The organism is Methylobacterium sp. Gmos1 (assembly GCF_053764715.1).
On sequence record NZ_JBSNCC010000004.1, the window covers coordinates 371149 to 390161 of the forward strand.

General features: G+C 71.2%; 13 protein-coding genes and 2 tRNA genes. 10 read left to right on the forward strand and 5 right to left on the reverse strand.

What is annotated here, in order from left to right; all coding sequences use genetic code 11:
* The first annotated feature begins 198 nt into the window (after positions 1–198).
* The 5 genes from lptF to rsmA all read left to right on the forward strand — a co-directional run bounded on the left by lptF (position 199) and on the right by rsmA (position 7095).
* Entirely contained in the window at positions 199–1365 is a 1167-nt protein-coding gene (lptF, locus tag ACS5PV_RS10840) for an LPS export ABC transporter permease LptF (RefSeq protein ID WP_455395338.1), read from the forward strand.
* A 4-nt stretch (positions 1366–1369) separates the two neighbouring features.
* A complete protein-coding gene (gene lptG, locus ACS5PV_RS10845; RefSeq protein WP_455395339.1) occupies positions 1370–2458 on the forward strand; it encodes an LPS export ABC transporter permease LptG in 1089 nt (362 codons plus the stop codon).
* Entirely contained in the window at positions 2458–5127 is a 2670-nt protein-coding gene (locus ACS5PV_RS10850; protein ID WP_455395340.1) for an LPS-assembly protein LptD, read from the forward strand. Before lptG ends, ACS5PV_RS10850 begins: the two co-directional genes overlap by 1 nt.
* Before the next feature lie 94 nt (positions 5128–5221).
* Positions 5222–6262 (forward strand): 4-hydroxythreonine-4-phosphate dehydrogenase PdxA, encoded by a 1041-nt coding sequence (gene pdxA, locus ACS5PV_RS10855; RefSeq protein ID WP_455395341.1) that lies wholly within the window; start codon positions 5222–5224, stop codon positions 6260–6262.
* Complete coding sequence (rsmA, locus tag ACS5PV_RS10860; RefSeq protein ID WP_455395342.1) at positions 6259–7095, forward strand: 16S rRNA (adenine(1518)-N(6)/adenine(1519)-N(6))-dimethyltransferase RsmA; 837 nt, start codon at positions 6259–6261, stop codon at positions 7093–7095. The genes pdxA and rsmA overlap by 4 nt, the downstream gene beginning before the upstream one ends.
* Before the next feature lie 111 nt (positions 7096–7206).
* Here the strand turns inward: rsmA and ACS5PV_RS10865 are convergent, their stop codons facing one another.
* The 3 genes from ACS5PV_RS10865 to lipB form a co-directional block, all read right to left on the reverse strand.
* A complete protein-coding gene (locus tag ACS5PV_RS10865; protein ID WP_455395343.1) occupies positions 7207–8178 on the reverse strand; it encodes a TIM44-like domain-containing protein in 972 nt (323 codons plus the stop codon).
* A 188-nt stretch (positions 8179–8366) separates the two neighbouring features.
* Positions 8367–9461, reverse strand: coding sequence for an ATP-binding protein (locus ACS5PV_RS10870; protein ID WP_455395344.1), 1095 nt, complete (start codon positions 9459–9461; stop codon positions 8367–8369).
* 182 nt (positions 9462–9643) lie between these two features.
* Positions 9644–10369: a lipoyl(octanoyl) transferase LipB gene (lipB, locus tag ACS5PV_RS10875; RefSeq protein WP_455395345.1), complete on the reverse strand. Its 726-nt coding sequence runs from the start codon at positions 10367–10369 to the stop codon at positions 9644–9646.
* A 60-nt stretch (positions 10370–10429) separates the two neighbouring features.
* Here lipB and ACS5PV_RS10880 point away from each other — a divergent pair, with 60 nt between their 5' ends.
* The 3 genes from ACS5PV_RS10880 (at position 10430) to ACS5PV_RS10890 (ending at position 11204) form a co-directional block, all read left to right on the forward strand.
* Complete coding sequence (locus ACS5PV_RS10880; RefSeq protein WP_455395346.1) at positions 10430–10735, forward strand: FliM/FliN family flagellar motor switch protein; 306 nt, start codon at positions 10430–10432, stop codon at positions 10733–10735.
* A 105-nt stretch (positions 10736–10840) separates the two neighbouring features.
* Positions 10841–10925, forward strand: a tRNA-Leu gene (locus tag ACS5PV_RS10885).
* Between the two features lie 194 nt (positions 10926–11119).
* Positions 11120–11204, forward strand: a tRNA-Leu gene (locus ACS5PV_RS10890).
* A gap of 587 nt (positions 11205–11791) precedes the next feature.
* On the opposite strand, the gene ACS5PV_RS10895 is transcribed toward ACS5PV_RS10890, so the two are convergent.
* Positions 11792–12571, reverse strand: coding sequence for an ABC transporter permease (locus ACS5PV_RS10895; protein ID WP_455395347.1), 780 nt, complete (start codon positions 12569–12571; stop codon positions 11792–11794).
* Positions 12572–12672: 101 nt separating this feature from the next.
* Complete coding sequence (locus tag ACS5PV_RS10900) at positions 12673–13323, reverse strand: peroxidase-related enzyme (protein ID WP_455395348.1); 651 nt, start codon at positions 13321–13323, stop codon at positions 12673–12675.
* Between the two features lie 127 nt (positions 13324–13450).
* On the opposite strand from ACS5PV_RS10900, the gene ACS5PV_RS10905 reads away from it, so the two are divergent.
* Positions 13451–18307 carry an NAD-glutamate dehydrogenase gene (locus ACS5PV_RS10905; protein ID WP_455395349.1) on the forward strand — a complete coding sequence of 1619 codons (4857 nt, stop codon included), beginning with the start codon at positions 13451–13453 and terminating at the stop codon, positions 18305–18307.
* Positions 18304–18936 carry a 5,6-dimethylbenzimidazole synthase gene (gene bluB, locus ACS5PV_RS10910; RefSeq protein ID WP_455395350.1) on the forward strand — a complete coding sequence of 211 codons (633 nt, stop codon included), beginning with the start codon at positions 18304–18306 and terminating at the stop codon, positions 18934–18936. Before ACS5PV_RS10905 ends, bluB begins: the two co-directional genes overlap by 4 nt.
* Positions 18937–19013: the final 77 nt, after the last annotated feature.

Here is a 19013-nt window from a genome sequence, read left to right on the forward strand (position 1 = left end):
TCTCACGAGGGGCGCCGCGTGGATCCTGTGTAGCGGCCGGACGGCTTCGAGCGCAACGCGTGCCGGGTGTGGCGGCCCGGGCGCGCCCGCCCGCAAAAGGCCGCACTTGCCGTGCTTGAGGGCATCGGATGCTTGTGCGGCCGGCGGGGGGCGCCTAACCAGCATCGACGCGGAAGGGGGCCCGACCGCAGCCGGCCGATGAGACAGATCGAGCGCTACATCTTCCGCATCGCCCTCGGGGCGTTCCTGTCGTGCCTGATCGGCCTCACCGGCGTGATCTGGGTGACGCAGGCCCTGCGCGAACTCGACCTCATCACCGCCAAGGGCCAGACCCTGCTGATCTTCTTCCTGATCACCGGGCTGTCGCTGCCGACGCTCATCACCGTGATCGCGCCGGTCGCGCTGTTCATCGCGGTGGTCTACGCGCTCAACAAGCTCAACGGCGATTCCGAGCTGATCGTGATGAGCGCGGCGGGCATGTCGCCGCGCCACCTGATGCGGCCGTTCCTGACGCTCGCGCTCCTCGTCAGCGCGGCGATCGGCTTCCTCACCATCCAGGTGATGCCGTCGAGCTTCCAGGAGCTGCGCGACGTGCTCACCCGCGTGCGCGGCGACTTCATCGCCAACGTGGTCAAGGAGGGGCAGTTCACGACGCTGGACAGCGGCATCACCTTCCACTTCCGCGAGCGGGCGCCGAACGGGGCTTTGCTCGGCATCTTCATGCAGGACCGGCGCGAGGCCGGGAAGACGGTGGTCTACCTCGCCGAGCGCGGCCAGGCGGTCGACCTCGACGGGCAGACCTACCTCGTGCTCGAGAAGGGCAGCATCCACCGCCAGCAGCCGAACAGCCGCGATTCCTCGATCATCACCTTCCAGCGCTACGCCGTGGATCTCGCCGCGTTCACGCCGCCGGATGCCGACACGATCTACAAGCCGCGCGAGCGCTCGACCGTGCAGCTGATGTTCCCGAACCCGGACGAGACCTACTACAAGCTGACGAAGGGCCGCTTCCGGGCCGAGCTGCACGACCGGCTGTCGTCCTGGCTCTACCCCCTGGCGCTCGGGCTCATCGCCTTCGCGGCTCTGGGCGATCCCCGCACCACCCGCCAGGGCCGCGGGCTCGCGGTCGCCGGCGCCATCGCGGCGGTGGTGGCTCTGCGCATCGCGGGCTTTGCCGCCTCAAGCGCGGCGGTGAGGAGCCAGGCCGCCGTGACGGCGGTCTACGCCGCACCCCTCGTCGCGATCGCGCTCTCCCTCCTCGTCGCCACCCAGGGCAACCGGGTGCGGGCGTTCAATGCGGGCGTCGCCGCGCGGCTGCGCCGGCTCTCCGGGGCGGTCCCGGTCCTGCGGACGCGGGCGGGCTGAGCGGATGCTGATCGGCGCCACCCTCGGCCGCTACCTGGCGGTCCGCTTCCTGCGCATGATCCTGGGGGTCTTCCTCACGGTCTTCGCCCTCGTCTACACCCTCGACTTCGTCGAGCTGATGCGGCGCGCCGGCGACGCCGAGGGGGCGTCGGCCGCCGTGATGGCGCGCCTCGCGCTGTTTCGCACCCCGGCGGTGGCCGAGCAGGTGCTGCCCTTCGCGATCCTCTTCGGCGCCATGGCGGCGCTCCTCCAGCTCAGCCGCAAGCTGGAGCTGGTGGTGGCGCGGGCCGCCGGCATCTCGGCCTGGCAGTTCCTCCAGCCCGGCGCGCTCGTCGCGCTCGGCATCGGCGCCTTCACGGTCGGGGTCTACAACCCGGTCTCGGCCGAGCTGAAGCAGCGCTCGACGCAGATCGAGGCCAAGATCTTCGCCCGCTCGGGCAAGGCCGCCTCCGGCAAGGACCTGTGGATCCGCCAGCGCAGCATCGACGGCCAGGCGATCATCCGGGCCGAGACCGCGATCGAGGGCACCACCACGCTTGCCGGCGTCGCGGTGTTCGCCTTCGACGACGCGGGCACCTTCACCCAGCAGATGCAGGCGGCGCGGGCGACCCTGCACGACGGCTACTGGGAGCTCCAGGACGTACGCGTCCAGGGACTGGACCAGGAGCCGCAGAGCTACGACACCTACCTGATCGCCTCGACGCTGGACCAGTCGCAGGTGCGCCAGCGCTTCACCCCGCCGGAATCCGTGCCTTTCTGGCAACTCAACCAGACGATCGCCAGGACCGAGCGGGCCGGCCTCGACGCCACGCGCTACCGCCTGCAGTACGACGTGCTGATGGCCCGGCCGGTGCTGTTCCTGGCGATGGTGCTGGTGGCGGCATCGGTTTCATTAAGGTTTTTCCGTTTCGGTGGCATCGGCAAGATGGTGCTGGGCGGCGTCGCGGCGGGCTTCGTGCTCTACGTGGCACGCCAGGTGATGGAGGGCCTAGGAGCCTCTGGATTGGTGGCGGCGCCGGTGGCGGCGTGGTTCCCGGCCGTGGTAGGGAGTCTTCTCGGAACGCTCGCGCTTCTGCACCTGGAGGACGGCTGATGCCCAGCCTCCGGGGAAGCGGCGCGGGCATAGCGGGTGCAGGGATGGGTCGAGTCGTGCGTAAGGCCGCGGTTGCCGCGGTCACGGGATCCCTGACGGTTCTGCTGGCGGCCGCCGTGACGGTGGGCGCGGGCGAGCCCGCGCGCGCGCAGGGCACCCTCAACGACCGCCTGGCGGCGCGCTCGGCCAAGAACCAGGCCAAGCCCGGCAGCGGCGAGGAGCGCCTGCTCGTCGAGGCCAAGGAGCTCGTCTACGACAACGACAAGAACACGGTCTCGGCGGTCGGCAACGCCGAGCTGCATTACGGCCCCCGCACCCTGCTCGCCGACCGCGTGCGCTACGACCGCAACACCGGCCGGGTCTTCGCGGAGGGCAACGTCCGCCTCACCGACGAGACCGGCGCGGTCGTGACCGGCGACCGGATGGAGCTGACCGACGACTTCAAGTCCGGCTTCATCGATTCGCTACGCATCCAGCAGACCATCGAGCAGCGCGGCCGCCCGGCCCGGGTGCGGTTCTCCGCCCCGCGGGCGGAGCGCATCGCGGGCGAGACCACGACCTTCGAGTACGGCACCTACACGGCCTGCGAGCCGTGCAAGGACCATCCCGAGAAGCCGCCCTTGTGGCAGGTCAAGGCGGCGCGGATCATCCACAACAACGAGGAGCGCCGGATCTACTACGAGGATTCGTACCTCGAAGTGGCCGGGATCCCGATCGCCTACCTGCCCTACTTCTATTCGCCCGACCCGACGGTGCGGCGCGACACCGGCTTCCTGGCGCCGCACTTCGTCTCCTCGAACGTGCTCGGCTACGGCATCGGCACGCCGTTCTTCTGGAACATCGCGCCCGACTACGACCTCACGGTCGAGCCGACCTTCCTCTCGAAGCAGGGCGTGCTCGGCCAGGCCGAGTGGCGCCAGCGGCTCGCCAACGGCTTCTACAACGTGCGCGTCAGCGGCATCTTCCAGTCGACGCCGAGCGCCTTCCTGCCAGGTCCCCTCGGCTCGGGCGACCGCGACTTCCGCGGCTCGATCGAATCGGCCGGCCAGTTCTATCTCAGCCCGAACTGGCGCGCCGGATGGGACGTCGTCGGCGTCACCGACAAGTGGTTCCTCGACAACTACCGCATCCGCAACCAGACGATCAGCACGGACTACTTCCGCGAGGCGGTGTCCACCGCCTTCCTGATCGGCCAGGGCGACCGCTCGTGGTTCGAGGCGCGCGGCTACTACTTCAAGGGCCTGTCGACCTTCGACTGGCAGAAGCAGCAGCCGATCGTCGCCCCGGTGATCGACTACGACAAGCGCCGCGACGGGCCGGACCCGATCGGCGGCGAGGTGCGGTTCCAGGGGAACTTCACCCACCTGACCCGCGAGGCGACGCAGTACACCCAGATCCCGCGCACCGGGACCTACCTGCTCAGCCCGAGCGTCAACGGCATCACCTTCCCGCTCTACAGCACCTGCTCGGTGTTCGAGCGCGGGCAGTGCCTGGTGAGCGGACTTGCCGGCGACACCACCCGGGCGACCGCCCAGGTGTCGTGGCGGCGCACCTTCACCGACGAGTTCGGCCAGCGCTGGCAGCCCTTCGCCTACCTGCGGGGCGACGCGTTCTTCGTGAACCCGAACACGACCGGCTACCAGAACCCCGAGGTCTCGAACCTGTTCTCGCCGGAATCGAACTTCTCCGGCCGGGTGATGCCGGCGGTCGGCCTCGAATACCGCTACCCCTTCGTCGCCGACATGGGCCCGCTCGGGGTCCACACCGTGTCGCCGATCGTCCAGGTGATCGCGCGGCCGAGCGAGACCCGCATCGGCCGCCTGCCGAACGAGGACGCCCAGAGCCTCGTCTTCGACGACACCTCGCTGTTCGAGTGGGACAAGTTCTCCGGCTACGACCGGGTCGAGGGCGGCGTGCGCGCCAATCTCGGCGCCGAGTACTCGATCACCGGCCGCAACGGCTTCTACATGAACGCGATGTTCGGCGAGTCGCTCGCGATCGCCGGCGTCAACTCGTTCCGCCGCGGCGACATCGCCAATATCGGTCTCAATTCCGGTCTCGAGACCGCGCAGTCGGACTTCGTCTCGCGCCTCCAGATCTCGCCGAACCAGAACATCAGCTTCATCACCCGGGCCCGGTTCGACAACTCGACCTTCGCGCTCAAGCGCTTCGAGGCCGGCGTGACGGCGAAGTTCGCGCCGTTCCTGCCGCTCGAGACCTCGCTGCTCTACGCCCGCTACGAGGCGCAGCCCGAGCTCGGCTACGACCGCCGCCGCGAGGGCCTGCAGGCCTCGGCGCTCTACAACATCACGCCGAACTGGTTCGTCACCGGCTCGGTGCTGTTCGACCTCTCGCACTACCTCCAGGTGCGCGAGCTCTACGCCACGGCGGCGCAGTCCTACTTCCTCAACCCGGTCGGCGCGGCGCCGACCTACGACCGCCCGGACAAGTTCTACGTCTCGTCGTCGGGCCTCGGCTTCGGCTACCGCGACGAGTGCACGACGGTCTCGCTCAACTACCTGTCCTCGCCGATCGAGACGGCGTCGGGCCTGCGCGAGCGCAACCGCACCTTCCTGCTGCGGATCGAGCTGCGCACCCTCGGCGAGGCGAACTTCCGCCAGAACCTCAGCAGCACCACGACCGCGGACGGCATCGCCACGGCCCGGTGACGGGCCGGGCGACGCGAGCCCCGAGGCGGGTTGCCCGGCGGGGGCGGGGATGTCATGGCGCGGGGATGCGCCACCACGGACGGGGATCCCCGCGATGACCACAGCCCTCGCGCTGACACAGGGCGATCCGGCCGGGATCGGCCCGGAGATCACCCTGCGGGCCTGGCTCGCCCGGGAGGAGCACGGCCTAGCGCCGTTCTTCGTCATCGGCGACCGGGATTTCCTGCGTGCGATCGCGGCCCGGCTCGGCCTCGACGTCCCCCTCGCGGACGCGGACCCCGAGAATGCGGCCGAGGCCTTCGCCCGGGCGCTGCCGGTGATGCGGCTGCCGGACGGGATCACCGTCGCGGCCGAGCCCGGCCGGCCCGATCCGGCGAGCGCTGCCGGAACGCTGGCCTCGATCGAGGAGGCGGTGCGGCTGGTGCAGGCCGGCCGCGCGCCGGCCCTCGTCACCAACCCGATCGCCAAGCACGTGCTCTACGAGGCCGGCTTTCGCCATCCCGGCCACACCGAGTACCTGGCGGCGCTCGCCGCCGCGCCCGGCGAGACGCCGCCGACGCCCGTGATGCTGCTGTGGTCGGAGGAGCTGGCGGTGGTGCCGGTGACGATCCACGTGGCCCTGCGCCGGGTGCCGGAGCTGCTGACGGCCGAGCTCGTGGTCGAGATCGCCCGGATCGTCGACCGCGACATGCGGGCCCGCTTCGGCCTCGCCTCCCCGCGCCTCGTGCTCGCCGGGCTCAATCCGCATGCGGGCGAGGCCGGCACCATGGGAACCGAGGACCGCGACGTGCTCGCACCCGCGATCGAGCGCCTGCGGGCCGAAGGCATCGCCATCACCGGCCCGCACCCGGCCGACACCCTGTTCCACGCCCGGGCGCGTGCCACCTACGACGTCGCGCTCGCCCCGACCCACGACCAGGCGCTGATCCCGATCAAGACGCTCGCCTTCGACGAGGGCGTGAACGTGACCCTCGGGCTGCCCTTCCTGCGCACCTCGCCCGACCACGGCACCGCCTTCGACATCGCCGGCAAGGGGCTGGCGAAGCCCGACAGCCTGATCGCCGCCCTGAAGCTCGCCGGCCGGCTGACCCGGCCCAGGGACGCAGAGGCAACGAGGGACGGAGCATCGGCATGAGTTCGCCGGACGGGCTGCCGCCGCTGCGGGAGGTGGTGCAGGCGCACGACCTGATGCCCCGTCGCTCGCTCGGCCAGAACTTTCTGTTCGACCTCAACCTCACCGGCCGGATCGCCCGCGCGTCGGGGCCGCTCGACGGCGTCACCGTGGTCGAGGTCGGCCCCGGTCCCGGCGGCCTGACCCGGGCGCTCCTGATGCACGGTGCGGCCAAGGTGATCGCGGTCGAGCGCGATCCCCGCGCCCTGCCGGCGCTCGCCGAGATCGCCGCGCATTATCCCGGCCGGCTGGAGGTGGTGGAGGCCGACGCACTCGAGTTCGACCCGCGGCCGCTGATCGGCGACGGCCCGGCCCGCATCGTCGCCAACCTGCCCTACAATGTCGGCACCCAGCTCCTCACCGGCTGGCTCACGTCGGAGGCCTGGCCGCCGTGGTGGGACTCGCTGACCCTGATGTTCCAGCGCGAGGTGGCCGAGCGCATCGTGGCCGACGAGGGCGACCGGGCGAATTACGGCCGGCTCGGGGTGCTGTGCGGCTGGCGCACGAAAGCCAACATCCTGTTCGACGTGCCGCCCTCGGCCTTCGTGCCGCCGCCGAAGGTGACGTCGAGCGTGGTGCGGCTGGTGCCGCGGCCGGAGCCCCTGCCCTGCCGGGTCCGCGCCCTCGAAACCGTGACCGGCGCCGCCTTCGGCCAGCGCCGCAAGATGCTGCGCCAGAGCCTGAAGGCCGCGACCCCGGGCCCCGCCCGCCTGCTCGCCGCCGCAGGCATCCCCGAGACGGCGCGGGCCGAGGAGGTGCCGGTCGCCGGGTTCGTGGCGATGGCGCGGGTGCTGTAGGGCCCAGCCTCCCTGACAAAGCCTTCCTGAAAAAAGAAAGCCCCCGATCCACCGGGACCGAGGGCTTCGCAAGGGCCGCGGGGGAGCGTCGCTCTCCCCGCGAAACACCCGTCACCGCGTCTGCTGGATGGCCGAGACCACCCACTGGCCGCCGCGCTCGCGCAGGAAGGTCCAGACCTCCGTCGCCTCGGGCGGGTTGGTCTCGACGACCTGGCCGTTGGCGCGGCTGATCAGGGCATCGCGCAGAGTGTAGCGCATCGCCACGGTGGCGTAGTCGACCGGGCCCTCGCGCCAGGACTCGGCGAGGTCGCCCTGCTGCAGCTTCACGTCGGCGATCTTGTTGACCACGCCGCGGGCGGCGTTGGCCCGCAGTTCCTCGGTGAAGTAGCCGGCCATCTCCGGCGTCGTCAGACGGCGCAGGGTGGCGACGTCCTCGGCGCCGTAGGCAAGCTGGACCTGGCCGAGCGTGCGCTCGAAGGCCTCGAAATCCTGCGGGCCGATGCCCACCTCGTCGCGCTGGGCCGGGCGAGCCTGCGCGGCGGCAGCGCCGCCGCCGAGACCGGCACCGAGACCACCGAGGGGATTTCCGCCGAGCGGAGCGCCCGGACGGGGACCGGAGGCCGGGCCGCTGCGGTTATAGGCGCCCGCCATGGCCGGCTCGGCCTGGCGGCGGCGGAAGAAGCGCAGGACCAGCAGCACCACGCCGACCAGGAGGCCGACCTGGAGCAGCAGGCCGAGGAACGACGCGATGCCGCCGAGGCCGCCGAAGAAGCCGCCGCCGATCAGCGCGCCGAGCAGGCCAGCGCCGAGCAGCCCGGCGAAGAAGCCGCCGCCGAAGCGCCGCTGCGGCGCGGCCGGGGCGCCCATCTGCGGGCCGGGTTGCGTCATCGAGCGCTGCATCGGCGCCGGGGCGCCGGGGGCGGTCGCGGTGGAGGGCGGGGCGGAGAAGGTCTTGGAGCCGCGCGAGCCCACCGAGGAGCCGCTGCCGGGACGCGCCTCGCCGGCCGTCGCCGCCACGGCCATCAGGGCCGCCAGGCCGAAGGCCACCGCCGTCCGGCGGCCGCGGGAGAAGGTGGTCATCATCGGTTCGTATCGCCTCGTGCCATCACCAGTGAGGGGCGTCCCGCCCCCTGCCATGCATATGGGGGCGCGGGTGGCGCAGTAGAAGGGAGGCATCGTGCGGAATGCCTTCCCGTTTATCACTACACCCGATGAAGAGTCGCCGATCGGCACCAGATCTGCCAAGCGATAAATTTTTGAGATGACCGGGATTACGGAGCGGCGGCACTTCGTTGCGGCCGCGCCCGCGGGGTCTCGGCGGCTGGGAAGGTGAGGCGCACCACCGTTCCCTCGCCGGGGCTGCTGCGCAGGGCGACGGCGCCGTTCTGGCGCTTGACCAGGGCGTTGAGGATGGCGAGGCCGGTGCCGCGGCCGGGCTCGCGGGTGGTGAAGAACGGCTCCAGCGCCCGGGCCAGCACCTCCGGCGGCATGCCGGCGCCGGTATCCGCCACGATCAGCGCGACGTGGCGCCCCGCCGCCCCGTCGGCGGCGATCCCCTCGCCGCCGTGGTTGCAGGCCTGGATCGTGACGCGCCCGCCCGCCGGCATCGCCTCGGCGGCGTTGCGCAGCAGGATCTGGAGGATCAGCTCGGTCTGGACCGGGTCGATGCAGGCGACCCACAGGTCCTCGGCGAGATCGAGGTCGAGGGCGATCCCCTCGCCGAGGAGGCCCACGGCCCGCTCGCGGTGGTCGCGCAGCAACCCGTTGAGGTCGACCGGCCGCGGCTCCGGCCGGTGCCGGCGCGAATAGGCCAGGAGGTGGCGGGTGAGCGAGGAGGCGCGCTCGGCCGCGTCGGTCGAGCGGCTGAGCGCCCGCTGCACGAAGGCGTCCGGATGCTCGCCGAGGCGCCGGCGCAGGCCGTCGACGTAGCCGACCAGGATCTGCAGCAGGTTGTTGAACTCGTGCGCGACGCCGTTGGTGAGCTGGCCGAGCGCCTCGCGCCGCTGCGCCAGGCCGAGCGCCGCCTCGAGGTCGCGGCGGCGCGAGGTCTCGACGAGCTGGACCAGGCGGAGCGGTTCCGGCCCCGGCAGCGGCGAGAGGTGGACGAGCGCCCACAGCGTCGCCCCGTCGTGCCGGCGCAGCAGCACCTCGATGCTGCCTGATCCGTCACCGGCAAGAAGCGCGCGCAGGGCCGCCTCGGCCTCGGGCTCGGCGCCCAGAGTCGCGAGACCCAGAGTCGCGAGGCCGGCGGGCGCCTCCCCCAGCAGCGCGAGGGCGGCCGGGTTGGCAAAGCGCACCTCGCCCGCGGGACCGGGGGCGACCAGCAGGGACGGCAGGGGGGCGGCCGTGAGCGCGGCGCGCAGCATCCCGGCCTCCCCCGGCGCCTCAGCGGCCGGCACTGGCGCGGGGACATCCGGCACGGGCGGACCTCCGTGATGCGCGGGCCCGCACCGTCCGCCTCGGCGGGCGGGTCGTCGCCGCATTCTCTCCCGATACTCTAGTGCAAGTCCGGGCGGGGTGGAAACCGCGCCGCCCGGTGCTATCCGGATTAGCTCCGCCCATCGTCGTCGACCAGCACCGTCGGCCCGAAGATCGCCTCGAAGCGTCCCCGCAGCACCGCGTCGACCTCCGGCATCGTCACCGGACGGCCGAGATCGACCAGGCTGGTGACGCCGTGCTCGCGCACGCCGCAGGGCACGATGCCGGAGAAGTGCGACAAATCCGGCTCGACGTTGAGGCTGATGCCGTGGAAGGTCGCCCAGCGCCGCACCCGGATGCCGATCGCCGCGATCTTGTCCTCGACGCCCGGCCCCTTCTCCGGCCGGCGCACCCAGACGCCGACCCGGTCCTCGCGGCGCTCGCCGCGCACGGTGAAGGCCTCCAGGGTTTCGATCAGCCAGGCTTCCAGGGCGGCCACGTAGGCACGCAGGTCCGGCCGGCGCCGGTTGAGGTCGAGCATCACGTAGGCCACCCGCTGGCCGGGGCCGTGATAGGTGTACTGCCCGCCCCGCCCCGTGCGGTGGACCGGGAAGCGCTCCGGCGCCACGAGGTCGGCCTCCTTCGCGGAGGTGCCGGCGGTGTAGAGCGGCGGGTGCTCGACGAGCCAGACGCGTTCCAGCGCGCGGCCCTCGGCGATCGCCGCGGCGCGCGCCTCCATCGCGGCCTCCGCCTCGCGGTAGTCGAGGAGCGCGTCGCGCACGACCCACTCGACGGGGGGGCTGCCGGGGGCGGGCAGGAGGTGGCCCGGGGCGGTTGCGAGCCGGTCGTTTACCAAGGCTTCACCATAAGATCGGATTGTTCGGTCATCGCTTCGTCGTCAGGGTGGGTGCGTCCGTTGGCGGTTCTCGACATTCTCAAGGTGGATCTCGCGGTCGTGCTCGGGCGGACCCGGATGCCGATCCACATGCTGCTGCGCATGGGCCGCGGCGCGGTGATCGAGCTCGACTCCAGCGATTCCGATATGGTCGAGATCCTCGCCAACAACCACCCGATCGCCCGCGGGCAGATCGTGGTCACCGGCAACCGCATCTCCGTGGAGGTCACCGAGCTGATCCGCAAGGCCGAGGTGGTGCAGGAGCCGGGCATCCGCATCGGCGACGGCAGCGCCGGCCTGCTCAACGCCCTCTCGGACGCCCTCTAGGCGAGAATGTTCGCCGGATCCGCATCGGGGCGCTTGCGTCCCCCGGAGGGGACTGGTATTCGCAGCCTCGCTTCGGACGGGTCTCACCCCCGCCCCGAGCGCTCCGCGGCCGTGGCGGAATTGGTAGACGCGCTAGCTTGAGGTGCTAGTTGGGCAACCAGTGGAGGTTCGAGTCCTCTCGGCCGCACCATCCATCCTGCAGGGTCCTGGACCGGTGCGGGACGGGATGGGGACCGGATTCGGCGCAAGCGTCTCGATCCTCGTCGAGATCGTGGGCCGGATCGGAGTTGCCGAGGCGTCGAATCACCAAGATGGCTTCGACGTCGATTGTTGATAAAGTCGTTTTATATTAGCTGGATCGTATTTTGATATCCAGCACGCTCCGCGGCCGTGGCGGAATTGGTAGACGCGCTAGCTTGAGGTGCTAGTTGGGCAACCAGTGGAGGTTCGAGTCCTCTCGGCCGCACCATCCTGCCTTCGTGCGGGATGTCGGGATCCTCGCTGCAGGATCGTCGCTCTCCCGGACGCGATCGCGCGCGGAGAGCAGAAGCTTCCGAAGCCGTTCGATCGACCTGTCGTTTCTCGCAACTGCCGTCGGCGCCGCCATGCATGCGACGCGGCTGCGCGCCCGTGCGTCCAGGACAGCCCGCACCCGCCTCGCGGCACGGGGCTTGTCGTTCCCGACGAGCGATCGCCCCATCAAAGGACTTGCCCGCAAGAGGTTTGCCCGAGCTTTCCGTCTGGCGCATTCGTCCCCTCGGAAATCCACCGCCCGCGCCCTTTGCATCATCAATGAGACGATATCTGGAAGTTTCCTTGCGGACATCGTATCCCAGGCCCGCGCAGTGAAGCCGCAGGCTTCACACGTCCGAGCGAAGCCGATCTCCGCGTGGCGAAAGCGATCCGACAGGATAGCCCGAAGCGATCAGTCGGAAATCGCATGAGCGGCGCGACAGGTCGGTCCGGGTCGGAGGGGCCGAACGGCCGAGTGCGTCCGACGTCGCGCGTGCCCGTCGGGCCCGTTCCCGGGCGCCGAGATACGGAGCAAGCGCGCCTTCAGTTGAGGAAGCGCGGGACTACGAAGCGGATGCCCAGGAGACCGATCAGCGCCATCGAGCCGCTGACGATGAGCACGTACAGGATGTCGGCATCTGTCCCGTAACCCGGGTAGAATGCCGACCGGCACACCTTGACGATGTGCATGAGCGGGTTCCACTGCACGTACTCATAAATGACTGCCGGCATCGCTTCGACCACGATGACCGTTCCACTCGTGAAGTAGATAATGAGGATAGGAACGATGATGACAATCATCCACTGCTGAAATATTTGCGAAATGAAGACGTTGAAAAATCCCGCCCCCATTGAAAAACATAGCGCGAGAAGCATGCTTTCACAGAAAGCGTAGGAATCCCTGGGCACGACATGGGCGCCGCAGCACGCCGCGATGACAAAAACCAGAAATATGCTAAGGCTGCTGGTACAAATCTCCACGAGGGCGCGTGACATGACGACATCAAAGAATTTAACTTGCGGAAAGTATATTAGCTGTCTGTTTTGTAGTGGCCCTTCCATCATCTTCCGAGACATGTAGTTGAAGATAATGTAGGGAGACAGGCCAGAGACGGCGAACAGCACGATGCTGTCACCGATCGGCGTCGGCTTCTTCATGACGACGTAGATGGCGGTGATGACCAGGATGTGGGCGCAGGGCCAACCGACCGCGATACCGTAGCCCCACATCGTACCGCCGAAGCGGGTACGGATGTCGCGCAGCATGAGGGCGCCGAGCACGTCCATCTGGATCTCGAGCGCCGATTTCGCCTGGTACGCCATCCACCGCTCCCGCTCGGACGGCAGCGCCGTACAGGCGCTCCCGACCCGGTTCATGCTTCGCCGCGGGCGATACGCCGACAATGCGGCAACCGGGTGACCGATTAGCCAGCGCCCGAGCCGGGCAGGCTGCGCGCCTCGCCGTGGTAGGAGCGGTTCGGGCGCATGTCGACGGCCGAGGCCATGCGGTTCGACATGTTGAAGAAGCTCGCGACCGCCGAGATGTCCCACAGGTCGCGCTCGGAGAAGCCGGCATCGCGAAGGGCCTCGCGGTCCTCCTCCTCGATCGTCCAGGGCGCCTCGGTGAGGGCGACGGCGAAGTCGAGCATGGCGCGGTGGCGATCCGAGAGGTCGGCGGCGCGGTAGTTCATCGCCATCATCTCGCCGAGCACCGGATCGCCCGAGAGGCTGCGCACCGCCGCGCCGTGCGCGGTGAGGCAGTAGTAGCAGCGGTTCACGCTCGACACCGCCACGGCGATCATCTCGCGCTCCAGCTTCGACAGGCCGGACGGCGCCAGCATCAGGTCGTTGTAGAGCGCCGTGAACGCCTCGAGCTTGGCGCTGTCGTGGGCGTAGGCGAGCAGCACGTTCGGCACGAAGCCGATCTTCTCGCGGCACTTGTCGAAATAGGCCCGCATCTCCGGCGACAGGTCGGGCGCGGGCGGCAGATCGAGGGCCATCACGCTGCCCTCCAGCTCCTGCAGCGCCGGCCGCTCGCCCACCTCCGGCTTCGCCCGCTTCCCGCTCCCGGCCATGCTCGTCCCTCCCTGTCGTCGCGCGTGAGCTTAGGCAGTTTACCTCCGGGGCGCGAGGCCGGGGTTGCGGGTGCCGGGACGCTGTGCCACCGCTCCCGCCAACAACCTCGGCAGAGGACGAGCAGACGTGGAACCCTCGACCGCGACCGCGACCCCCGAAGCGAAGGCCAGCCGCACCGACCTGATCGCCGCTGCGGCAGCGGTCGCCGAGGACCGGGGGGGACCCGGCGGCTTCGTCCGCGACCTGTTCGGCCGCGTCGCGCCGGAGGACCTGACCGCCTATCCCCCCGAGGCCCTGGCCGACCTGGCGCTCGCCGCCCGGGCCCACCTCGCCGCGGCGCGGCCCGGCCGCACGATCAGCGCGGTGCGCCTCTCCGACGTCGAGGTCGAGATCGGCGGTCGCCGGCGCGACCTCACGGTGCTGGAGGCGGTCAACGCCAACCGGCCGTTCCTGCTCGATTCGACGCTGGCCGAGCTCGTCGCCCGCGGCTACCAGCCCCGCCTCGTCGCCCACCCGATCCTCGGGGTCGAGCGCGACGCCGACGGCGCCCTGGTTCGGGTCGTCGGCGAGACCACGGCGCAGGAGATGACCGGAGATCTCGCCCGCGAGAGCTTCATCCACGTCCATCTCGACCGCATCGACGACGAGGCCGCCCGCGCGACGCTCGCGGCCAGCCTCGCCCGGATCTACGCCGACGTCGCCGTCACCGCGACCGACCATGCGGCCATGGTCGAGCGCCTGGCCGAGGCGGCCGCGGCCTATGCCGACGCGCCCGCCCCGCTCGCCCCGGAGGAGCGGGCCGAGGCCCGCGCCTTCCTCGACTGGCTGCGCGACGGGCATTTCGTGCTGCTCGGCCTGCGCGAGTACCGCGACGCGGACGGAGCCGACCATGCCGGCGTCAGGGGCAGCGGGCTCGGCCTGCTGCGCGATCCCGCCGTCGAGGTGCTGCGCCGCGGCGACGCCATGGTGGCGGTGACGCCGGAGATCCGCGCCTTCCTGGAGGGGCCGGAGGCGCTGATGGTCACCAAGGCCAGCCTGCGCTCGCGCGTGCGCCGGCAGGCCCATCTCGACATGGTGGCGATCAAGCTGTTCGCGAGCGACGGCCGGCTCTCGGGCGAGTTGCGCCTCGTCGGCCTGTTCACCGGCAGCGCCTATGCGAGCCGGGCCGAGGAGGTGCCGTACCTGCGCCGCAAGGTGGCGGCGGTGGTCGCCAGGGCCGGCCTCGATCCGACGAGCCATGCCGGTCGCTCGCTCCTGCACGTGCTCGAAACCTACCCGCGCGACGACCTGTTCCAGATCGAGCCCGGCCTGCTCCTGCGCTTCGCGCTCGCCATCGTCTCGCTCGCCGACCGGCCGCGGGTGCGGGTGCTCGCCCGCCCCGACAAGTTCGGCCGCTTCGTCTCGCTCATCGCCTACCTGCCGAAGGACCGCACCGACGCGCGGCTCCAGGCCCGCATCGGCGCCTATCTCGCGGAAGAACTGGGCGGCCGGCTCTCGACCATCGCGCCGGATTATCCCGACGGACCGCTCGCCCGCCTCCACGTCATCGTGGCCACACCCGGCGCGCCGCCGGACGAGATCGACGCCGAAAAACTCGAGGCCGGCATCGCCGCCCTCTCCCGCACCTGGGCCGATTCGCTGCGCGAAGCACTCGCCGAGACCCGCGGCGGCGATGCCCGCGGCCTCGCTTCGGTCTATGCCGAGGCCTTCCCGGCCGGCTACCGCGAGATGTATGCGGGCGCCCAGGCGCTGCCGGACATCGCGATCCTGGAGCGGATCTCGGAAGCGCAGCCCCGGGCGGTCGACCTGTTTCGCCGCCCCGGCGACCCCGACACGCGGATCGGCCTGAAGGTGTTCTCCCGCGGCACCGCCCTGCCGCTCTCCGAGCGGGTACCGGTCCTGGAGAATCTCGGCTTCCGGGTCATCGACGAGCGCTCCTACCGCCTCAAGCCCGAGGGGACCGGCGCCCGGGTCTGGCTGCACGACATGGTGCTGGAGCGCGCCGGCGGCGGCGCGGTCGACGTCGCGGCGGTCGAAGGCCCGGTCGAGGCGGCCCTGCTCGCCCTCGCCCGCGACCTCGCCGAGTCGGATGCCTACAACCGCCTGGTGCTGGAGGCCGGGCTCGGCTGGCGCGACGTCGCCCTGGTGCGGGCGCTCGGGCGCTACCTGCGCCAGCTGCGCATCCGCTACGGCCAGGACTACCTGGCGGCGACGCTGGCGCGCCATCCCGGCCTCGCCCGGCGGCTGGTGGCGTTGTTCTACGCCCGCTTCGACCCCCGCCGCGACGGTGACCGAGCGGCGGCGGAGAGCGGGGTGCGGGCCGAGATCGAGGCGGATCTCGCCGGGGTCACCAGCCTCGACGAGGACCGGATCCTGCGCCGCTTCGTCAACCTCGTCGAGGCGGCGCAGCGCACGAACTTCTTCCAGATCGGCCGCAACGGCCTGCCGCCGGAGACCATCGCGTTCAAGTTCCGCTGCGCGAAGGTCGACGGGATGCCGCTGCCGCGTCCCCTGTTCGAGATCTTCGTCTACTCGCCCCGCGTCGAGGGCGTGCACCTGCGCTTCGGCTACATCGCCCGCGGGGGCCTGCGCTGGTCGGACCGGCCGGAGGATTTCCGCACCGAGGTGCTGGGCCTCGTCAAGGCGCAGCAGGTCAAGAACGCCGTGATCGTGCCGGTCGGCGCCAAGGGCGGGTTCTTCCCCAAGCGCCTGCCGCCGCCCAGCGACCGCCAAGCCTGGATGCAGGAGGGCACCGAGAGCTACCGGATCTTCATCCGCACGCTGCTCTCGCTCACCGACAACATCGTCGACGGCAAGATCGTGCCGCCGCCCTCGACCGTGCGGCACGACGAGGACGACGCCTACCTGGTGGTCGCCGCCGACAAGGGCACCGCCACCTTCTCGGACGTCGCCAACGCGCTGTCGCTGGAGGCGCATCACTGGCTCGGCGACGCCTTCGCGTCCGGCGGCAGCCAGGGCTACGACCACAAGCAGATGGGCATCACCGCCCGCGGCGCCTGGGAGGCGGTCAAGCGCCACTTCCGCGAGATCGACATCGACATCCAGGCCGAGCCGGTCACGGTGGCGGGCGTTGGCGACATGTCGGGCGACGTGTTCGGCAACGGCATGCTGCTGTCGCGCTGCCTGAAGCTGGTCGCCGCCTTCGACCACCGCGACATCTTCCTCGACCCCGATCCCGACCCGGCCGCAGCCTTCGCCGAGCGCAAGCGGCTGTTCGATCTGCCCCGCTCGTCCTGGGCCGATTACGACCGGTCGAAGATTTCTCCCGGCGGCGGCGTGTTCTCGCGGCAAGCCAAGACCGTGCCGCTCTCGCCCCAGATCCGCGCCCGCCTCGGGATCGACAGGCCTGAGGCGACGCCGGCGGAGGTGATGCAGGCGATCCTGCGCGCGCCCGTCGACCTCCTGTGGTTCGGCGGCATCGGCACCTACGTGCGCGCGGCCACCGAGAGCGACGACGAGGCCGGCGATCGGGCGAACGACGCGATCCGCATCACCGGGCAGGAGCTGCGCGCCCGGGTCGTCGGCGAGGGCGCGAATCTCGGTCTCACCCAGCGCGGCCGGATCGAGGCCGCCCGCCGGGGGGTACGCCTCAACACCGACGCGATCGACAACTCGGCCGGGGTCAACACCTCGGACGTCGAGGTCAACATCAAGATCGCGCTGGCGACGCCGGAGCGCGACGGGCGCTTGAGCCCCGAGAGCCGCAACGCGCTCCTCGCGGGCATGACCGAGGCGGTGGCCGACCTGGTGCTGAGGAACAACCAGCTCCAGACCCTCGCCCTCTCGCTCGCCCAGCGCTCGGCGGCGGCGGAGACGGGCTTTGCCTCCCGGCTGATGCAGACCCTGGAGGCCGACAACCGCCTCGACCGCTCCGTCGAGTTCCTGCCCTCGGACGCCACCCTCGCCGAGCGGGCGCAAGGGGGCGAGGGCCTGACCCGGCCGGAACTGGCGGTGCTGCTCGCCTACGCCAAGCTCGCGCTCAAGGACGCGCTCCTCGACTCGGCGGTGCCGGACGATCCCTACCTCGCCCGCGAGCTCGCGCGCGCGTTCCCGCCGGTCCTGGTGGCGCGCTACCCCGACGCGGTGCAGGGCCACCGCCTGCGCCGGGAGATCATCGCCACGAGTCTGGCCAACGCCATCGTCAATCGCGGCGGGCCGACCATCGTCAGCCGGCTCTCCGACGAGACCGGCGCCGAAGCCCCCTCCATCGCAGCCGCCTACGCGGTCACCCGCGACGCCTTCGGGCTCATCGACCTCAACAAGGCCGTGGACGGGCTCGACGGCGCGATCTCCGGCGACCAGCAGCTCGCCCTCTACGCCGAGTTGCAGGACCTGCTGCGCCAGCGCATGGTCTGGTTCATCCGCAACGGCGAGGCCGCGCCCGGCGGCATCGAGGCGGAGGTCGCACGCTACCGCGACGGCATCGCGGCGGTGTCGCGCGCGCTGCCGGGCGCCCTGCCGCCGGCCGCCGCCGAGGCGCTGGCCCGGCGCATCCGGGCTCTCGTCGACCACGGCGTGCCGGAGCCCCTGGCCTCGCGCCTCGCCGCCTTGAGCGAGCTCGGGGCCGCGCCCGACATCGTCCAGGTCGCCGAGGCGACCGGGCGGCCGCCGGCGGCGATCGCCGCGACCCATTTCGCGATCGCCGACCTCTTCCGCCTCAACGCCCTCTCGGCCGCCGCCCGGGCGGTGCCGGTGGCCGACACCTTCGACCGCATCGCGCTCGAGCGCGCGGTCGCCGGCATCGCCGCGGCCCACCGGGCGCTCACCGCCGAGGCCGCCGCGTTCGACGCCGAGGGAGCCGCCGCGGTCGAGCAATGGAGCCAGGCCCGCGGCGCCTCGCTCGCCCGCATCCGCACCGCGGTCGCGGCCATCGCGGCGTCGGGCCTCACGGTGTCGAAGGTCTCGGTGGCGGCAAGCCTGCTCGGGGATCTGGCGCAACGGGGCGAGCGGGCCCAACGATGAGCCCGCCGGATTTCGGGGCGGAGTTCCGGGCCCGCTTCGCCGAGCTGGTCGCCTGGCGCCGCGACGTGCGGCGCTTCCGGCCCGATCCGGTGCCGGAGGACGATATCCGGGACTGCCTGGCGCTCGCCTGCCTCAGCCCCTCGGTCGGCAACAGCCAGCCCTGGCGCTTCGTGCGGGTGTCCGATCCCGACCGCCGCGCGGCGGTGGCGGCGAGCTTCACCCGCTGCAACGAGGCGGCCGCCGCCGCCTACGACGACGAACGGGCCGCGGCCTACCGGAGCCTCAAGCTCGCGGGCCTGCGCGAGGCGCCGCTGCACCTCGCGGTGTTCTGCGACGCGGCGACCGGGGCCGGCCACGGGCTCGGCCGCGCCACCATGCCGGAGATGCTGCGCTACTCGGCGGTCACCGCCGTCCACACCTTCTGGCTCGCGGCGCGGATCCGCGGCCTCGGCGTCGGCTGGGTCTCGATCCTGTGCCCCGAGGAGGTCACGGTCGCCCTCGCCGTACCGCCGGACTGGGGGCTGATCGCCTATCTCTGCGTCGGCTACCCGGCCGAGGAGCACGCCGATCCGGAACTGGTGCGCCACGGCTGGCAGGCGCGCCAAGTGGCGCCGCTTCTGGAGCGGTGAGCCCGACGCAGACCTGGGCTGCGCGCATCGCCGTTCCATACATACCAGTAGGTACACCACAAGGACCGAGGCAGCAT

Excerpts from the sequence above, each read along its gene's own strand:
- lptF (WP_455395338.1), top strand. The coding sequence starts at position 199 with ATGAGACAGATCGAGCGCTACATCTTCCGCATCGCCCTCGGGGCGTTC.
- ACS5PV_RS10895 (WP_455395347.1), bottom strand. The coding sequence starts at position 12,571 with ATGGCGTACCAGGCGAAATCGGCGCTCGAGATCCAGATGGACGTGCTC.
- ACS5PV_RS10870 (WP_455395344.1), bottom strand. The coding sequence starts at position 9,461 with ATGCTGCGCGCCGCGCTCACGGCCGCCCCCCTGCCGTCCCTGCTGGTC.
- pdxA (WP_455395341.1), top strand. The coding sequence starts at position 5,222 with ATGACCACAGCCCTCGCGCTGACACAGGGCGATCCGGCCGGGATCGGC.
- bluB (WP_455395350.1), top strand. The coding sequence starts at position 18,304 with ATGAGCCCGCCGGATTTCGGGGCGGAGTTCCGGGCCCGCTTCGCCGAG.
- ACS5PV_RS10865 (WP_455395343.1), bottom strand. The coding sequence starts at position 8,178 with ATGATGACCACCTTCTCCCGCGGCCGCCGGACGGCGGTGGCCTTCGGC.
- lptG (WP_455395339.1), top strand. The coding sequence starts at position 1,370 with ATGCTGATCGGCGCCACCCTCGGCCGCTACCTGGCGGTCCGCTTCCTG.
- ACS5PV_RS10900 (WP_455395348.1), bottom strand. The coding sequence starts at position 13,323 with ATGGCCGGGAGCGGGAAGCGGGCGAAGCCGGAGGTGGGCGAGCGGCCG.
- ACS5PV_RS10850 (WP_455395340.1), top strand. The coding sequence starts at position 2,458 with ATGCCCAGCCTCCGGGGAAGCGGCGCGGGCATAGCGGGTGCAGGGATG.
- rsmA (WP_455395342.1), top strand. The coding sequence starts at position 6,259 with ATGAGTTCGCCGGACGGGCTGCCGCCGCTGCGGGAGGTGGTGCAGGCG.